Source organism: Rhizobium sp. AC27/96, from assembly GCF_001692325.1.
Lineage (GTDB): Bacteria > Pseudomonadota > Alphaproteobacteria > Rhizobiales > Rhizobiaceae > Rhizobium.
In genome coordinates, this window is sequence record NZ_LXKN01000058.1 from 273750 (window position 1) to 288563 (window position 14814).

A 14814-nucleotide genomic window follows, 5' to 3' on the forward strand; every position below is an offset into this window, starting at 1 on the left:
GTATCCTCTAAGCCGGATCGGCCGGTTCCGTTGTGTGTTTTCGCGGTGGAGATAATCCTCTTCCTCATAACTAACAATGGATGAAATCGTCATCCGATGTCGCAAACAGAGCATGATTGAGAATGATGCATTTTTGTATCGTACCGGCGGCATCCAGCTGTTAAAGATCGCGGCAAAATCAAGGCGAAATGCCGGATTTTCAGGGGCTACACCATCTTGGAGCGACGAGGAATGACAAGGGCCATCATGCTGCAGGGGACCGGCTCCGATGTCGGAAAAACGGTCTTGGTCGCCGGACTGTGCCGCCTGTTCGCCAACAGGGGCGTCAGGGTCCGTCCGTTCAAGCCTCAGAACATGTCCAACAATGCCGCCGTTGCCGAGGACGGTGGTGAGATCGGCCGGGCCCAATGGCTGCAGTCACTGGCGGCACGCGTCCCTTCGTCCGTGCACATGAACCCGGTGCTGCTGAAGCCGCAGTCGGACGTCGGCAGCCAGATCATCGTGCAGGGCAAGGTGTGGGGCCACGCGAAGGGCAGGGATTATCAGGCGCTCAAGCCGCAATTGCTCGGAGCGGTATTGGAAAGCTTTGCCGCCATCCGCGCAGGCACCGACCTCGTCATCGTCGAGGGGGCGGGTTCACCGGCCGAGATCAACCTGCGACGAGGCGACATTGCCAATATGGGCTTTGCGACACGCGCCAACGTTCCGGTCGTGCTGGTCGGTGATATCGACCGCGGCGGTGTGATCGCGTCGCTGGTGGGCACCTATCATATCCTGCCGGAAGAAGACCGGCGGATGATCCGCGGCTACATCATCAACAAGTTTCGCGGCGACGTCTCGCTGTTTGCAGAGGGCATAGACGTGATCGGCGGCTTCACCGGCTGGCAGTGCCATGGCGTCGTGCCATGGCTGAAGGCGGCCGCCCGGCTTCCAGCCGAGGATTCTGTCGTGCTGGAACGGCTGGCGCGCGGTTCGTCCGGCGCCTTGAAGATCGCCGTGCCGATGCTCTCGCGTATCGCCAATTTCGACGATCTCGATCCGCTGCGGGCCGAGCCCGATGTCGATCTAGTCTTCGTTCGTCCCGGTGAACGTCTGCCTGGCGATGCGGGGCTTGTGGTTCTGCCGGGATCGAAGTCAACCATCGGTGACCTTCTTGATCTGCGCGAGCAGGGATGGGATCGCGACATTGCCGCGCATGCGCGTCGCGGCGGCCGCGTCATCGGCATCTGCGGCGGCTATCAGATGCTTGGCCGCATGGTCTACGATCCGCATGGTATCGAGGGTTCTGTGACCGAAACGCCCGGTCTAGGCCTGCTCGATATCGAGACGGAAATGGCGCCGGAGAAAACTGTCCGCAACAGCCTAGCCCTCTCCAGGGAATACGAGGTGCCTCTATCCGGTTATGAGATCCATCTGGGCGTGACCAGTGGCGCGGACTGCGAGCGGCCCTCGACCGTCATCGATGGGCGGCCGGATGGTGCGCTGTCACCAGATGGGCGCATCATGGGGACTTACCTGCACGGGCTCTTCGGCAGCGATGCGTATCGTGCAAAGTTGCTCGAAAGCTTCGGTCTCAGCGGCGAGCGGACCGACTATCGCGCCGGCGTCGACGCAGCACTCGACGAGATCGCAGCGGAATTGGAAGGCGTGCTTGATCCCGCCTGGCTCGATAGTCTCGTCAATTAGAGCTCGCCGGAGACTTCACGGCGCCGACGGTCGAGTTCTTCGCTGTAGCGGCGCAACGTATAGCTTTCTGTCAGCAATCCCACGACCTTGCGTTCAATCAGATCGTTGACGACCACGAGCGCTTCGCTCTTGGTTTGCTCAAACATGGCGGCGGCCTGCTTGGCGTTCATCTGCGGCTGCAGGAATTCGGCGCGCAGGCGGATGAAATCGGAAAGGCCATGTTCCTCGTCATCCTTCTCGACCGGGCTCGCATACACGTCCGGCACCAACACCATGCCGGAGTATTTCTCCTTCTCGTCGATCAGGATAACGCGTTGCGCCGAGCCGATCGGGAAGGTTTTCCGGAACTCCTCGATACTCATTCCGACGTCAGCCGTATGCACATCGGGGCGCATCATGCGGGCCACGGTGAGGTTGCGGATCCAGCCGACGTCGTGGGCGCTGCGGATGCTTTCGCCGCGCAGATGGAAGCGCCATGTGGCGAAAGAGTAGCCGAAGGTCGTGCGCACCACGAGAGAAGAGGTGATGACGGCAGCCAGCACCAGCGCGGTGATCGGGAAGTCGCCGGTTATTTCCAGCGCCAGGAAGGTCATCGTCAAGGGACCGCCGATGATCGAGACGGCAAGCGCACTCATGCCGACCACGGCATAGACGACCGGCGTCAGCGTGGCGTGATCGAAATAGGGGGCGCAATAGGCAAAGATCTTGCCCAGCAGCGCGCCCATGAACAGCGACGCGAAGAACAGGCCGCCTCTGAAGCCGGAACCGATCGACACTGCCGAGGCGAGGGACTTCAAGACGAAAAGGCTGACCAGCGCCCAGAGGGTGACGTCGCTGGAGAGATTGAGATGCAAGGCGCCATGGCCGGCTGACAGAACCTGAGGCGATATCAGGGCGAGCAAGCCGACGAACAGGCCGCCAAGCGCCGGGCGGAAGGGCGGCGCGATGGAACTCTTGCGCGCCAGTTCCTCGACCCAGGCAACGCCCTGCATGATCAGGATGCCGATGCCGGCGCAGAAGGCGCCGAGTAAGACAGCAGGCAGGTAATCCGCCGGCACGATTGCGCCGAAATGGCCGATATCGATGGCAAAATCGTCGCCGGCGAGCAGCCTTGCGATCATCGTCGATATCAGGGCGGAGACAACGACAGGCGTCAGGGTCAGGATGGAATAGGTGCCGATGATCAGTTCGAAGGCATAGAAGGCGCCGGTCAAGGGGGCGTTGAAGGCAGCGGCGATGGCGCCGGCCGCACCGCAGCCGACAAGCATGCGCAGGTCCGCGCGGCGCATCTGCATCTTGTAGCCGAACTTCGAGGCGATGCCGGCGGCAAGCTGCGTATAGCCGGCCTCAAGCCCGACGGAGGCGCCGAAGCCATTCGAGATCAGGTTCTGCACGGCGACGATGATGCTATCGGTGAGCGACATGCGCCCGCCATGCAGCGCATTGGCTTCGATCGGGTCGACCATCGGTTTTTTGCGGGTGCGGGACAGAATGTAGAGCAATATGCCGAGAATGATGCCGCCTGCCACCGGTGCTATCAGCAACACCGACTTGTCGGGAATGGCCACTGCCGCCGAGCTTAGGCGCTCATAATCCGTAATCCCGTAGATGAGGCTATGCAGCTTGCGAGAGACGAAGCTCATGGCCGTCACGGCGCAGCCGGATACGACGCCTACGAGCGCGCCGGCGAAAACGAGTCCTAACTCACCACGACGCAGTAATGCTCTAAATCGACCAAGATCGAATAGGGCCGAGAACACGCCGAGGCGACGGGGTTGGAATTTCTGCAACATTGGGAGCGGACGACACGTTTCTTCTAGAAGATGAGGGCTTAACCTCTATAAACTCCTAACATCAAAGAAATGCGGCAAAAAGACCGGCGTTTTCAGTGATTATGCGGCAAGTTCGCGGCTGGAACATGCAATGTCGCATCCATGTCGTTGATTGACTTGAACTAAGTGAAAGCCTAATCATTGCCGGCATAACGAATGGTTCCTGAGCGGCGATCTGCCGCATGGGATGAAAAGGGAATGTGACGGGACGGACCCAAGCCGGGCGTTCTCATCACAGCCGACCCCGCGACTGTAGAGCGGTCAGGGTCTTTCGTCCGGTTTGATGGCCATTCCGCCGATGGTTCGCATGGTGCGAACAGGCGGAGCAACGTCAAGCCGGAAAAGCCACTGGTGTGGCATCATGATTTACCGGGGTTGGACGCCTCTATTGTCTACGAATCGTCCGCCTTTTCATGATGTCTTGCCGGGAAGGCGAGAAAGATCCGCTGGTGTACGATCGGGGCCGACCGGTTTCGGTCTGCCCCCGTCGCGCCACTATCCGCGAGCCAGGAGACCTGCCATACGTGCCGGGCGCAGAGCCTTTCCAGGGACATTGGTTCCGCTGCCAGCACGGAGGTTGTCATGGCGAGAAACGAGTTTTGGGCGTGCAGTCGCCCCTTTTTCGGATTTGGCCGGATTCCGCCTTTGCCCGCTGCTGCGAGCGAGAATAACGCATGTCCGCTTTGAATTCCCAAGCCATATTCGTCCTCGGCGGCGCGCGCTCCGGCAAATCGCGATTCGCTGAAACGCGGGTTTTGGACACCGGGCTGGAGCGCCACTACGTGGCAACCGGGCAGGCTTGGGATGACGAGATGCGCGATCGGATCGCGCAACACCGGGCCGATCGCGGCGATCTCTGGCAGACGCATGAGGAGCCGACGGAGCTTGTCGCGAAGCTGGCTGAGATCGACACCGCGGGGCGCGCCGTGCTTGTGGATTGCCTGACGCTCTGGGTCACCAATCTGATGATGGCCGAGCGGGATATGGCAACCGAGTTTACCGCTCTTACCGAATTTTTACCCAAGGCACGATCGCGGCTCGTTCTTGTCTCCAACGAGGTCGGGCTCGGAATTGTGCCCGAAAACCGCATGGCGCGCGAATTTCGCGATCATGCCGGCCGACTGCACCAAATGGTCGCGGCGGCGAGTGCCGAGGTTTATTTTATCGCAGCGGGATTGCCGCTGAAAATGAAGGGTTGATCCATATGAACCAGGAAAAGATTCCCGCAACCGTCATCACAGGCTTTCTGGGAGCCGGCAAGACGACGATGATCCGCAATCTCCTGCAGAATGCCGGCGGCAAGAAGATCGCCCTCATCATCAACGAGTTCGGCGATCTCGGCGTCGATGGCGATGTGCTCAAGGGCTGCGGCGCGGAGAATTGCACGGAAGACGATATTATCGAGCTGACCAACGGCTGCATCTGCTGCACCGTCGCCGACGATTTCATCCCGACCATGACGAAGCTGCTCGAGCGCGAATCCCGCCCAGACCATATCGTTATCGAGACGTCGGGTCTGGCACTGCCGCAGCCGCTGGTCGCCGCCTTCAACTGGCCTGATATCCGCACCCACGTCACCGTCGATGGCGTCATCACCGTGGTCGATAGCGCCGCCGTTGCAGCCGGCCGCTTTGCCGATGATCACGACGCTGTCGAAGCCCGCCGCGTCGAGGACGATTCGCTCGATCACGAAAGCCCGATCGAGGAACTGTTCGAGGATCAGCTGACCTGCGCCGATCTCATCGTGCTCAACAAGACCGACCTGATCGATGTCGCCGGCCTCGGCCGCGTTCGCGCCGAAGTCGCGTCACGCACGGTGCGCAAGCCGACGATCATCGAGGCGAGGAATGGCGATGTGCCAGCCGCAATCCTGCTCGGCCTTGGCATCGGCACCGAAGGCGATATTGCCAACCGCAAATCGCACCATGAGCTGGAGCATGAAGACGGAACGCCGCACGATCACGACGAGTTCGACAGCTTCGTCGTCGAGCTCGGTCCCATTGCTGATCCGGCCGCTTTCACCGAAGCGCTGAAGGGCGTGATCTCGGAACATGACGTACTGCGTCTAAAGGGCTTCGTTGACGTGCCCGGCAAGCCGATGCGACTGCAGTTACAGGCCGTCGGCAGCCGCATCGATACCTATTTCGATCGTGCCTGGGCGCCCGGCGAGGCTCGCGCCACGCGCCTGGTCGTCATCGGCCTGCATGAGATGGACGAAGGGATCGTGCGCAAGGCGATCGAGGCCCTGGTCTAAGGCAAAGCCATGCATCTCCTGCTAGCCCAGAAGGGAACGATCAGCGACGGTGAGGAGGCGATCGATCTCGGCCAGTCGCCGGGCGACATCCTTTTCCTGTCGGCGGCCGATACCGAGCTCGCGGCGATTGCTGCGGCGCACGGGCAGGGTGGCCGTTCCCTGAGGCTTGCGAGCCTGATGAGCCTCAAGCATCCGATGTCGGTCGATACCTATATCGACCGTACCGCGCGGCATGCGAAGCTGATCATCGTCCGGGCACTGGGAGGTGCAAGCTATTTCCATTATGCGCTGGAGGCACTGCATGCTTGTGCGGCGCGCTATGGTGCGGCGATTGCCGTGCTTCCGGGGGATTCAAAGCCAGATCCGGGGCTGACGCCATTTTCCAATGTCGCGCTCGATGATCTCAATGCGCTCTGGTCCTATCTGATCGAGGGCGGAGAAGAGAACTCCCGGGCGTTTCTGGCCTATGCCGAGGCGATGATTTCGGGTGACGAGAAGCCGATGCCCGCTGCGCCCTTGATGAAGGCCGGCATCTGGTGGCCGGGCAGGGGTGCGATCGGGATCGAAGAGTGGAGGAGCATCTCCAAGGCGGAAATGGCAGGCCCGGAGGACCTCGAACCACCGACCGTCGCGATTTCCTTCTATCGTGCGCTTGTCCAGAGCGGTGAGACGAAGCCCGTCGACGCGATGATAGAAGTGCTTATTGCCGAAGGCATGCGACCGCTGCCGGTCTTCGCCTATAGCCTGAAGGATGCGATTTCAGTCGGCATTCTGGAGAGCGTTTTTGCCGAGTTGAAGCCGGATGTTGTCGTCAATACGACAGGCTTTGCGGTGTCCGCACCGGGAACGGATCGCCAACCGACAGTTCTGGAATCGAGCGAGGCGATCGTCCTGCAGGCAATCTTCTCCGCTTCGTCAAAAGAGGCCTGGGAGGCATCGTCGCAGGGGCTTTCCGCGCGCGATCTCGGCATGAATGTCGCGCTGCCAGAGGTCGACGGACGCGTGCTTGCCCGTGCCGTATCGTTCAAGGCGGCAGCGCGTTACGACGAGCGGGTCGAGGCAAACATTGTTGCCAGCGAACCGCTTGATGATCGCATGCGCTATACGGCGCGGCTGGCCGCAAACTGGGCTCGATTGCGCAATGCGCAGCCGTCCGACCGGTGTGTCGCGCTTGTTCTGGCGAATTATCCGAACCGGGATGGTCGCCTTGGCAATGGCGTCGGGCTCGACACTCCTGCCGGCACGATCGAAGTTCTGAAAGCGATGCAGGCGGCAGGTTATCGTGTAGCCGACGTGCCGGAAGATGGTGACGCGCTGATGCGGCATCTGGCGGATGGCCCTACAAATTCAGGGCATGACGGCCGCGTTGTTCGCGAAAAGCTTTCCTTCAGTGAATACAAAGATTTCTTCTCATCGCTTCCGAAGCTGATTCAAGAGGAAATCACGGATCGTTGGGGAGATCTCGAGGCAGACCCTTATGCCCTGGACGGTTGCTTTGCCCTGCCGTTCACCCGCTTCGGCAATGTGCTTGTCGGCATTCAGCCGGCGCGCGGCTACAATATCGATCCGAAGGAGAGCTACCATTCTCCCGATCTTGTGCCGCCGCACGGCTATCTCGCCTTCTATGCTTTTCTGCGCCGGTCCTTCGATGCCCATGCCGTTATCCACATGGGCAAGCATGGCAATCTCGAATGGCTGCCGGGCAAGGCGCTGGCGCTCTCCGAAACCTGCTATCCCGAGGCTATCCTCGGGCCGCTGCCCAATCTTTACCCGTTCATCGTCAACGATCCCGGCGAGGGCACGCAGGCCAAGCGCCGCACCAGCGCTGTGATCATCGACCATTTGACGCCGCCGCTGACGCGGGCCGAAAGCTATGGCCCGCTGAAGGATCTGGAAGCACTGGTCGACGAATATTACGAGGCGTCGGGTGGCGATCCGCGCCGCATTCGTCTGCTTCGCAAACAGATCCTGCACCTCGTCGCCGATATCGGCCTCGATCAGGATGCCGGCATTGCCAAGGACGAAGGCGAGGATGAGGCGTTAAAGAAACTCGACGCCTATCTCTGCGACCTAAAGGAAATGCAGATCCGCGATGGTTTGCATATCTTCGGCGTTTCGCCTTCCGGACGGTTGTTGACGGATTTGACGGTGGCTTTGGCGCGCGTGCCGCGTGGCTTGGGCGAGGGTGGAGATCAGAGCCTGCAACGGGCGATTGCGCGGGATGCTTTCGTGGGAGCTGAGTTTGAGGATAGTGCGACGTCCCCCTCTGTCGCTCTCGCGACATCTCCCCAAGGGGGGAGATCGTTAGCTCGCGGTGCTTCCTCGGACCAAACTGAGGTCGAGGCTGCTGATACTATTGGTGATAGATCAGGAGAGCGGAGCGGCATACTCCCTCTGATCTCCCCCCTTGTGGGGGAGATGTCAGCAAAGCTGACAGAGCGGGGTATCCCTCCACGAACACCATTCGATCCATTGGATTGCGATATGGCGGCGGACTGGACTGGCCAGCGTCCAGATATCCTCGCCAATATTTCCGACGCCCCCTGGCGTACCCAGGGCGATACCGTCGAGCGCGTCGAACTTCTGGCTGCTCAATTCGTGTCAGGCGAAATCGCCTGCCCGGAGAACTGGCCCCACGCAAGCGTCGTTCTCGCCGAAATCGAAACCCGCCTGAAGCCATCCATCCTTGCCTGCGGCGAGGCGGAGATCGCCGCGTTGATGAAGGGTCTCGATGGCCGTTTCGTCCCCCCCGGCCCGTCAGGCGCACCGACGCGAGGCAGGCCGGATGTGTTGCCGACCGGGCGGAATTTCTATTCGGTGGATAGTCGCGCCGTGCCGACGCCGGCGGCCTACGAGCTTGGCAAGAAATCCGCCGAACTGCTGATACGCCGCTATGTTCAGGACCATGGCGAGTGGCCCGTTTCGTTTGGCCTCACCGCCTGGGGCACATCGAACATGCGCACCGGTGGCGACGATATCGCGCAGGCGCTGGCGCTGATCGGCGTCAAGCCGATCTGGGACATGAGCTCGCGGCGCGTCACCGGCTACGAGATCATTACGCCGGCGATGCTCAGGCGGCCGCGCGTCGACGTCACGCTGCGCATCTCCGGCTTCTTCCGTGATGCATTTCCCGAGCAGATAGCTTTGTTCGACAAGGCGATCCGGGCGGTCGGGGCGCTCGAGGAGGATGCGACTGATAATCCGATCGCAGCGCGTATGCGCGGCGAGATCGCGAGGCTGGAAGCGGCGGGTCTGGATGTGGCCTCCGCCAGTCGTCGCGCCGGTTACCGCATCTTCGGGTCCAAGCCCGGCGCTTACGGCGCTGGCCTGCAGGCGCTTATCGACGAGAAGGGCTGGGAGCGGCGCGCGGATCTGGCCGAAGCCTATCTGGTCTGGGGCAGCTATGCCTATGGCGCCGGCGAGGAAGGAAGGGCGGAGCGCGGGGTGTTCGAGGAGCGATTGCGCTCGATCCAGGCGGTCGTGCAGAACCAGGACAATCGCGAGCACGACCTGCTCGACAGCGACGACTATTATCAATTCGAGGGCGGCATGGCCGCCGCTGTCGAACAGCTGGCAGGCACGCGACCGTCGATCTATCACAATGACCATTCGCGCCCGGAAAAGCCTGTCATTCGTTCGCTCGAGGAGGAGATCGGCCGGGTAGTGCGCGGGCGCGTCGTCAATCCCAAATGGATCGATGGCGTCATGCGCCATGGCTACAAGGGCGCGTTCGAGATTGCCGCGACCGTCGACTATCTCTTTGCTTTCGCGGCGACTACGGGTGCGGTCCGCAATCATCATTTCGAGGCCGTCTATCAGGCCTTCGTCGTCGATCAGCGGGTGCGCGATTTCATGGCGGAGAAAAATCCGGCGGCGCTGCGCGACTTGAAGGAACGTCTGCTGGAGGCGATCGATCGCAATCTCTGGACGCCGAGAAGCAACTCGGCGCATTTTGATCTGGAGAGCCTGAAACCGGGCAAGGAGGTTGCGGCTTGAGCGCGGTCGACGACCTTTTGACTGTATTCCGCGACTATCTCCTGTCGCGCAGCGATCCGATGCTCGGGCATTTCATCGAAGGCTTTCAATGGTCGATGGAGGTGCGGCCGCTTGCGGCGCGCGATCTGCCTGTCGTCAGCTATCTTCGTGAGTATCATCAGCCGGGCAATGAGCCGGAAGCAAGTTTGTTCGACGCGCTTCGCAACGCCGCCGGCCGATTGCACTGGGCCCAGACCTACAGCATCACCGATTTCGGTGGCGACTTCCTGCAGAAATATGGCTGGGTCGAGCTCTTCGGCACGCGCGGGCATTTCGCGAGCGATGACATGGCCGGCGGGTTCCTGCTGCTTGGGCCTGATGTGCATTATCCGGACCACCATCATCAGGCCGAGGAAATCTATATTCCGCTGACGGATGGTTCGCAGTGGAGCAAGGATGGGCAGCCTTTCCTGCCGCGATGGTCGGGCGAGGTGATCCATCATCCTTCGAACATCCCCCATGCCATGCAGACGGAAGCGACACCGCTGGTGGCGCTCTACCTCTGGCGAGGCGGGCCGCTCGCACAGAAATCCATTATATCAGGGAGAACGCAATGAGCGACGAAATGGCCGAAACCGGCATTGACGCACCCAAGAACGACGACGCTCGCCATGCCGACAAGATGGCCAAGAAGAAGGCCGCGCGCGACAAGATCATGGCGTCGAAAACGGACGAAAAGGGCCTGATCATCGTTCATACAGGCAAGGGCAAGGGAAAATCCTCCGCCGCCTTCGGCATGATCTTCCGCCATATCGCCCATGGCAAACCCTGCGCAGTGGTACAGTTCATCAAGGGTGCCATGTGGACCGGTGAGCGCGACCTGATCGAAAAGCATTTCTCCGATGTCTGCCAGTTCCATACGATGGGCGAGGGCTTTACCTGGGAGACGCAGGATCGCGCCCGCGACGTGGCGGCGGCAGGAGCCGCCTGGGAAAAGGCCAAGGAGCTGATCCGGGACGAGCGCAACTCCATGGTGCTGCTCGACGAGATCAACATCGCGCTTCGCTACGATTATCTCGACCTCAACGAGGTGATCGAATTCCTGAAGGCCGAAAAGCCTTACATGACGCATGTGGTATTGACGGGCCGTAATGCCAAGGAAGAGCTGTTCGACATCGCCGATCTCGTCACCGAGATGGAGCTGATCAAGCATCCGTTCCGCTCCGGCATCAAGGGGCAGCCGGGCGTCGAATTCTGATTGACTGCGAGGCTGCCCTAGCTGCCAGGGATCATCGTCTTCAGCAGTTCGGCGGTCTCAGTGTCCGCAGGGTAGAAGGACTCGATCGCCAGCTCCGATAGTGTCACATCGACCGGTGTCCCGAAGATGGTGGTTGTAGAGATGAAGGAGAGGCGGCCCGCTTCGGTGAGGAGTTCCAGCGGCACCGCGATGCCGGCGAAATCCCGGTCGAGGGAGCCCGCTTTCTGCATGGGTGGCGCGGGATAGGCCGAAAGCTCTTGCAGCAACCTTGCAAGGACGGGGTCGCCTGTCGCTGATATCTGCTGGCGCAGGCGCTCCAGCAGATGGTTGCGCCATTCCGGCAGATTGACGATCTGAGGCGCAAGCCCATCCGGATGCAGGCTGAGCCGCAGGACATTTATCGGCGCGGTGGTCAGCGAGACATCGGCGATGCCGGCAAGCAGGGGTGCGACTGCGGCATTGGCAGCGATAAGCGTCCAGTGCCGGTCGATCGCCAGAGCCGGGAACGGCTCATGGCCTTTCAGTATCATGTCGATGGCACGTCTGGCCGGCGCAAGGGCAGGATCGTCCAGCTTGCGTTCGGGAAAGACCGGTGCAAATCCCGCCGCCAGAAGCATGGGATTGCGCTCGCGCAAGGGAACGCCGAGCCGTTCGGCGAGATGCATCAGCATCTCGCGACTGGGAAGCGAGCGCCCGCTCTCGATGAAGCTGAGATGTCGTTGCGATATATCGGCTTCAAGGGCGAATTCCAGCTGGCTCAAACGGCGGCGTTGCCGCCATTCGCGCAGATGGTCGCCGAGAGAGCGGGCTGTCGCTATCATGCGGCCACCGGCGGCTGGTCGATGAAACCGTGAACGGATTTCAGGCGGTCACCCTCGAGTATGGCGAAATCCGTACCCTTGATCAGCGGCTCGGCATCAACAGGGCCAAAGCCCCAGGAGAAGCGCAGATTGTCGCCATGGCGGTCGCCATCGGTGATCAAGGTGAAGCGGAAGCCGGGGAAGCGCTCATGTGCCGCCGTGACCAGCGCATGGATTTGCTCGCGGTCGTCGGCCCGCATCATCGGATCGACATAGCTGCAGTTCTCGGTCCATGCCTGAGCGATGAGGGCACGCCGGCGGTCCGTGTCCGCCTCGTTCCAGATGGCGATATAGCGGTCGGCAATGGTGGTAGCATCGGTCATCGGTCAACTCCTTTGGATCGCCTGAACCGTTCAGGCAGGGCGATCATCGGCGCGTACCGAAGCACTATCAATTACGTCGAAGGTAATCAAAGGCTCTGATCTTACAGTCCGAGCCAGATTCTTACGGGATGAGTGGGATCGGCCAGCAGCTTCACCGCAAAGGCGATGCAGACGACGACCAGCAGCGGCTTAATCAGCTTCGCGCCGATGCGCATGGCGAGCCGCGAGCCGACCTGGGCGCCGAGGAACTGGCCGAGCCCCATCGTCAGCCCGACTTTCCAAAGAATGGCACCGGAGAAGATGAAGACGATAAGGCTGCCCAGATTCGAGCCGAAATTGAGCAGCTTCGTATGCGCTGTCGCCTTCAGCAGGCCGAAGCCGGCGAGCGTGACGAAGGCCAGCATCAGGAACGAGCCGGTTGCGGGTCCGAATGCGCCGTCGTAAAAGCCGATCAGCGGCACGAGCGTTACGCCGAAAAGCCCCGCGCTCATGCGCCGATGTTTTTCAACATCGCCGAGGTTGGGCTTGATGGCGAAGTAGAGCGCGATGGCGATCAGCAGGAAAGGGAGGATGACACGCAGAACGTAGCTTGGCATGATCGTTGCCAGCATCGCTCCAAGCATGCCGCCGATCACGGCCATCAGCGCCATCGGCAGCTGTTCGCGAAGCTGCACATGCCCCTGCCGGGCATAGGCGATAGTCGCCGAGGCGGCGCCGCAGATCGACTGCACCTTGTTGGTGCCGAGCGTCTGCAGCGGCGGAATACCGGCCAAAAGCATGGCAGGTACCGTGACCAGCCCGCCGCCGCCTGCGATGGAATCGACAAAACCGGCAAAGAAGGCGGCAGCAAAGAGCAGAAGCAGGATCTGGAGTGTAATGTCTTGCAAGGCGGGAACTCTGAGGCGGGAGATTAGCGCGCCTTCTTGCACTTCGATGGCTTTAAGGCAATTGCCTGCGGGACACACCAGACGAAATTGACGGCTCGGGAAAGGGTGGGCTACATCTGCGATATCGGTTATCGCAGCTGGGAGCGAATATGACGACATATGCCAATTCCACCCGCCGCTATATTCTTGGCCTTGGCTGTGAAAGCGGCACGGACTGGAACGATGTGCGCTTGCTGGCGGAGCGAGCCATGCAGGAGGTGGGAATCGGGAGCAACAAGCTGCTTGCTGTCGTATCCATTGATACGCGGATGGATGAGCCTGCCATCCTTGAGGTCGCCACGCATTTTCGCTTGCCGGTGCGTTTTTTCAAGGCTGCCGCGCTGGAGCGGGAGACGCCGCGCTTGAAGAATCCATCCGAGATCGTCTTTTCCCTTGTCGGCTGCCATGGCGTCGCCGAGGCCGCTGCATTGGCGGCCGCCGGTGCCGATGCGGAGCTTGTTCTTCCCAAAATCAAGTCGGATTTCGCCACGGCTGCGATCGCCAGGATCGGGTGAAGACTGAAATCGCGGTTCCCGCCGCACAATTGTCCTATGCGACATAGTGGCAGCATTTCGCCGGCCGTGGTTCTCGTGTATTCCGGTAGTTCAAGCCTGATCCGCGACGGGAGGAGATTTCCGGAAGATCAAGCTTAATCAGTATATTGGTAAGGAAAAATCATGCATAAGGTCATTTACGATACGGATCCGGGCGTTGACGACGCCATGGCGCTTCTCTTTCTGCACCGTCACCCGGATATCGACCTTCTCGGCGTAACGACGGTTTTCGGCAACGCCTCGGTGGATACGACGACCCGCAACGCACTATTCCTCAAGCGCGAGTGGAATATTCCGTGCCCGGTCGCCCGCGGCGCCAGCGTCACGTTCGATCCTTCGCGACAGGAACGTGCATGGCCGACGATGGTTCATGGCCATAATGGCCTCGGTGATATCGAAGTGCCCGACACCATCGACTTGCCGGCCGATCCGCGACCTGCCTATCAGTTCATTATCGATACTGTCCGCGCCAATCCGGGCGAGGTGACGCTGGTCGCCGTCGGTCGCATGACCAATCTTGCCTTGGCCCTGAAGCACGATCCCGAAATCGCCTCGCTTGTAAAAGATGTCGTGATCATGGGCGGCAACTTCTACGTGCCGGGCAATGTCAGTCCCGTGGCCGAGGCGAATATTCATGGCGATCCGGAAGCTGCCGATTTCGTCATGACGGCACCGTGGAAGGTGGTCGTTGTCGGTCTCGACGTCACGTCGATCACGACCATGAGCCGTAGCTATCTGGCCGATATGGCAAAGGCCGGCGGCCCGTCCGTGCAGCTGCTGTCGGATCTGTCGCAATCCTACATCGATTTCTACAAGCATGCGGTCGAAGACGGCATGATGGTTCACGACAGCTGCGCCTGCGTCTATGTCGTGGCGCCGGAGCTGTTCGACACGATCAACGGCTCAATCCGCGTTGTCTGCGGCGGCATCGCCGATGGTCAGACGATCATCAAGCAGGACGGCCGCCACTTTCCGCCGGGTGATTGGGACAATCTGCCGAGCCAGATCGCCTGCACGGGCATTCGCTCGGAGCAGGTCATCGACCTTATCCGTGATGTGATCCTGGGCAAGGTAAAGCACTAACGCAGATAAGGAGGGGGCGATCGCGTCCCCTTCGCTGGCTCCATTGCACAGCCATTCCGGCGA

At 60.8% G+C, this 14814-nt stretch carries 12 protein-coding genes and 1 riboswitch; of the genes, 8 read left to right on the plus strand and 4 right to left on the minus strand.

All coding sequences use genetic code 11. The features are described 5' to 3' along the window. The first annotated feature begins 231 nt into the window (after positions 1–231). Positions 232–1686 (plus strand): cobyric acid synthase, encoded by a 1455-nt coding sequence (locus A6U86_RS29075; RefSeq protein ID WP_068398784.1) that lies wholly within the window; start codon positions 232–234, stop codon positions 1684–1686. Here the strand turns inward: A6U86_RS29075 and A6U86_RS29080 are convergent. Beyond that, positions 1683–3479 (minus strand): chloride channel protein, encoded by a 1797-nt coding sequence (locus tag A6U86_RS29080; RefSeq protein ID WP_068398786.1) that lies wholly within the window; start codon positions 3477–3479, stop codon positions 1683–1685. The genes A6U86_RS29075 and A6U86_RS29080 overlap by 4 nt on opposite strands. Before the next feature lie 179 nt (positions 3480–3658). Continuing rightward, positions 3659–4056, plus strand: a riboswitch (cobalamin riboswitch). A gap of 136 nt (positions 4057–4192) precedes the next feature. On the opposite strand from A6U86_RS29080, the gene cobU reads away from it, so the two are divergent. Genes cobU through cobO form a run of 5 tightly spaced genes read left to right on the plus strand, consistent with a single transcriptional unit; the run spans position 4193 to position 11005 of the window. Further along, a complete protein-coding gene (gene cobU, locus A6U86_RS29085; RefSeq protein ID WP_068398792.1) occupies positions 4193–4717 on the plus strand; it encodes a bifunctional adenosylcobinamide kinase/adenosylcobinamide-phosphate guanylyltransferase in 525 nt (174 codons plus the stop codon). A 5-nt stretch (positions 4718–4722) separates the two neighbouring features. Next, complete coding sequence (gene cobW / locus A6U86_RS29090; RefSeq protein WP_068398794.1) at positions 4723–5772, plus strand: cobalamin biosynthesis protein CobW; 1050 nt, start codon at positions 4723–4725, stop codon at positions 5770–5772. 9 nt (positions 5773–5781) lie between these two features. Then, positions 5782–9768, plus strand: a complete 3987-nt coding sequence (gene cobN / locus A6U86_RS29095) for a cobaltochelatase subunit CobN (RefSeq protein WP_068398796.1) — start codon at positions 5782–5784, stop codon at positions 9766–9768. After that, positions 9765–10364 carry a dimethylsulfonioproprionate lyase family protein gene (locus A6U86_RS29100; RefSeq protein ID WP_068398798.1) on the plus strand — a complete coding sequence of 200 codons (600 nt, stop codon included), beginning with the start codon at positions 9765–9767 and terminating at the stop codon, positions 10362–10364. The genes cobN and A6U86_RS29100 overlap by 4 nt, the downstream gene beginning before the upstream one ends. After that, positions 10361–11005, plus strand: a complete 645-nt coding sequence (gene cobO, locus A6U86_RS29105; protein WP_068398802.1) for a cob(I)yrinic acid a,c-diamide adenosyltransferase — start codon at positions 10361–10363, stop codon at positions 11003–11005. The genes A6U86_RS29100 and cobO overlap by 4 nt, the downstream gene beginning before the upstream one ends. 17 nt (positions 11006–11022) lie before the next feature. Here the strand turns inward: cobO and A6U86_RS29110 are convergent, their stop codons facing one another. The 3 genes from A6U86_RS29110 to A6U86_RS29120 all read right to left on the minus strand — a co-directional run bounded on the left by A6U86_RS29110 (position 11023) and on the right by A6U86_RS29120 (position 13075). Next, on the minus strand, positions 11023–11826 hold the full coding sequence (locus A6U86_RS29110) for a helix-turn-helix domain-containing protein (RefSeq protein WP_068398807.1): 804 nt from the start codon (positions 11824–11826) through the stop codon (positions 11023–11025). Next, positions 11823–12188, minus strand: coding sequence for a nuclear transport factor 2 family protein (locus A6U86_RS29115; RefSeq protein WP_068398811.1), 366 nt, complete (start codon positions 12186–12188; stop codon positions 11823–11825). The genes A6U86_RS29110 and A6U86_RS29115 overlap by 4 nt, the downstream gene beginning before the upstream one ends. A 101-nt stretch (positions 12189–12289) precedes the next feature. Next, positions 12290–13075, minus strand: coding sequence for a TSUP family transporter (locus A6U86_RS29120; RefSeq protein ID WP_068398814.1), 786 nt, complete (start codon positions 13073–13075; stop codon positions 12290–12292). A gap of 149 nt (positions 13076–13224) precedes the next feature. Between A6U86_RS29120 and A6U86_RS29125 the strand changes: the two genes are divergently transcribed. Both A6U86_RS29125 and A6U86_RS29130 read left to right on the plus strand, forming a co-directional pair. Continuing rightward, positions 13225–13629, plus strand: a complete 405-nt coding sequence (locus A6U86_RS29125) for a cobalamin biosynthesis protein (RefSeq protein WP_068398818.1) — start codon at positions 13225–13227, stop codon at positions 13627–13629. Positions 13630–13791: 162 nt separating this feature from the next. Further along, complete coding sequence (locus A6U86_RS29130) at positions 13792–14751, plus strand: nucleoside hydrolase (RefSeq protein WP_068398821.1); 960 nt, start codon at positions 13792–13794, stop codon at positions 14749–14751. Positions 14752–14814 lie beyond the last annotated feature (63 nt).

Coding starts and splice junctions, on each gene's coding strand:
- cobW (WP_068398794.1), top strand. CDS start 4,723: ATGAACCAGGAAAAGATTCCCGCAACCGTCATCACAGGCTTTCTGGGA.
- cobN (WP_068398796.1), top strand. CDS start 5,782: ATGCATCTCCTGCTAGCCCAGAAGGGAACGATCAGCGACGGTGAGGAG.
- A6U86_RS29130 (WP_068398821.1), top strand. CDS start 13,792: ATGCATAAGGTCATTTACGATACGGATCCGGGCGTTGACGACGCCATG.
- A6U86_RS29125 (WP_068398818.1), top strand. CDS start 13,225: ATGACGACATATGCCAATTCCACCCGCCGCTATATTCTTGGCCTTGGC.
- A6U86_RS29115 (WP_068398811.1), bottom strand. CDS start 12,188: ATGACCGATGCTACCACCATTGCCGACCGCTATATCGCCATCTGGAAC.
- A6U86_RS29075 (WP_068398784.1), top strand. CDS start 232: ATGACAAGGGCCATCATGCTGCAGGGGACCGGCTCCGATGTCGGAAAA.
- A6U86_RS29080 (WP_068398786.1), bottom strand. CDS start 3,479: ATGTTGCAGAAATTCCAACCCCGTCGCCTCGGCGTGTTCTCGGCCCTA.
- cobO (WP_068398802.1), top strand. CDS start 10,361: ATGAGCGACGAAATGGCCGAAACCGGCATTGACGCACCCAAGAACGAC.
- A6U86_RS29110 (WP_068398807.1), bottom strand. CDS start 11,826: ATGATAGCGACAGCCCGCTCTCTCGGCGACCATCTGCGCGAATGGCGG.
- cobU (WP_068398792.1), top strand. CDS start 4,193: ATGTCCGCTTTGAATTCCCAAGCCATATTCGTCCTCGGCGGCGCGCGC.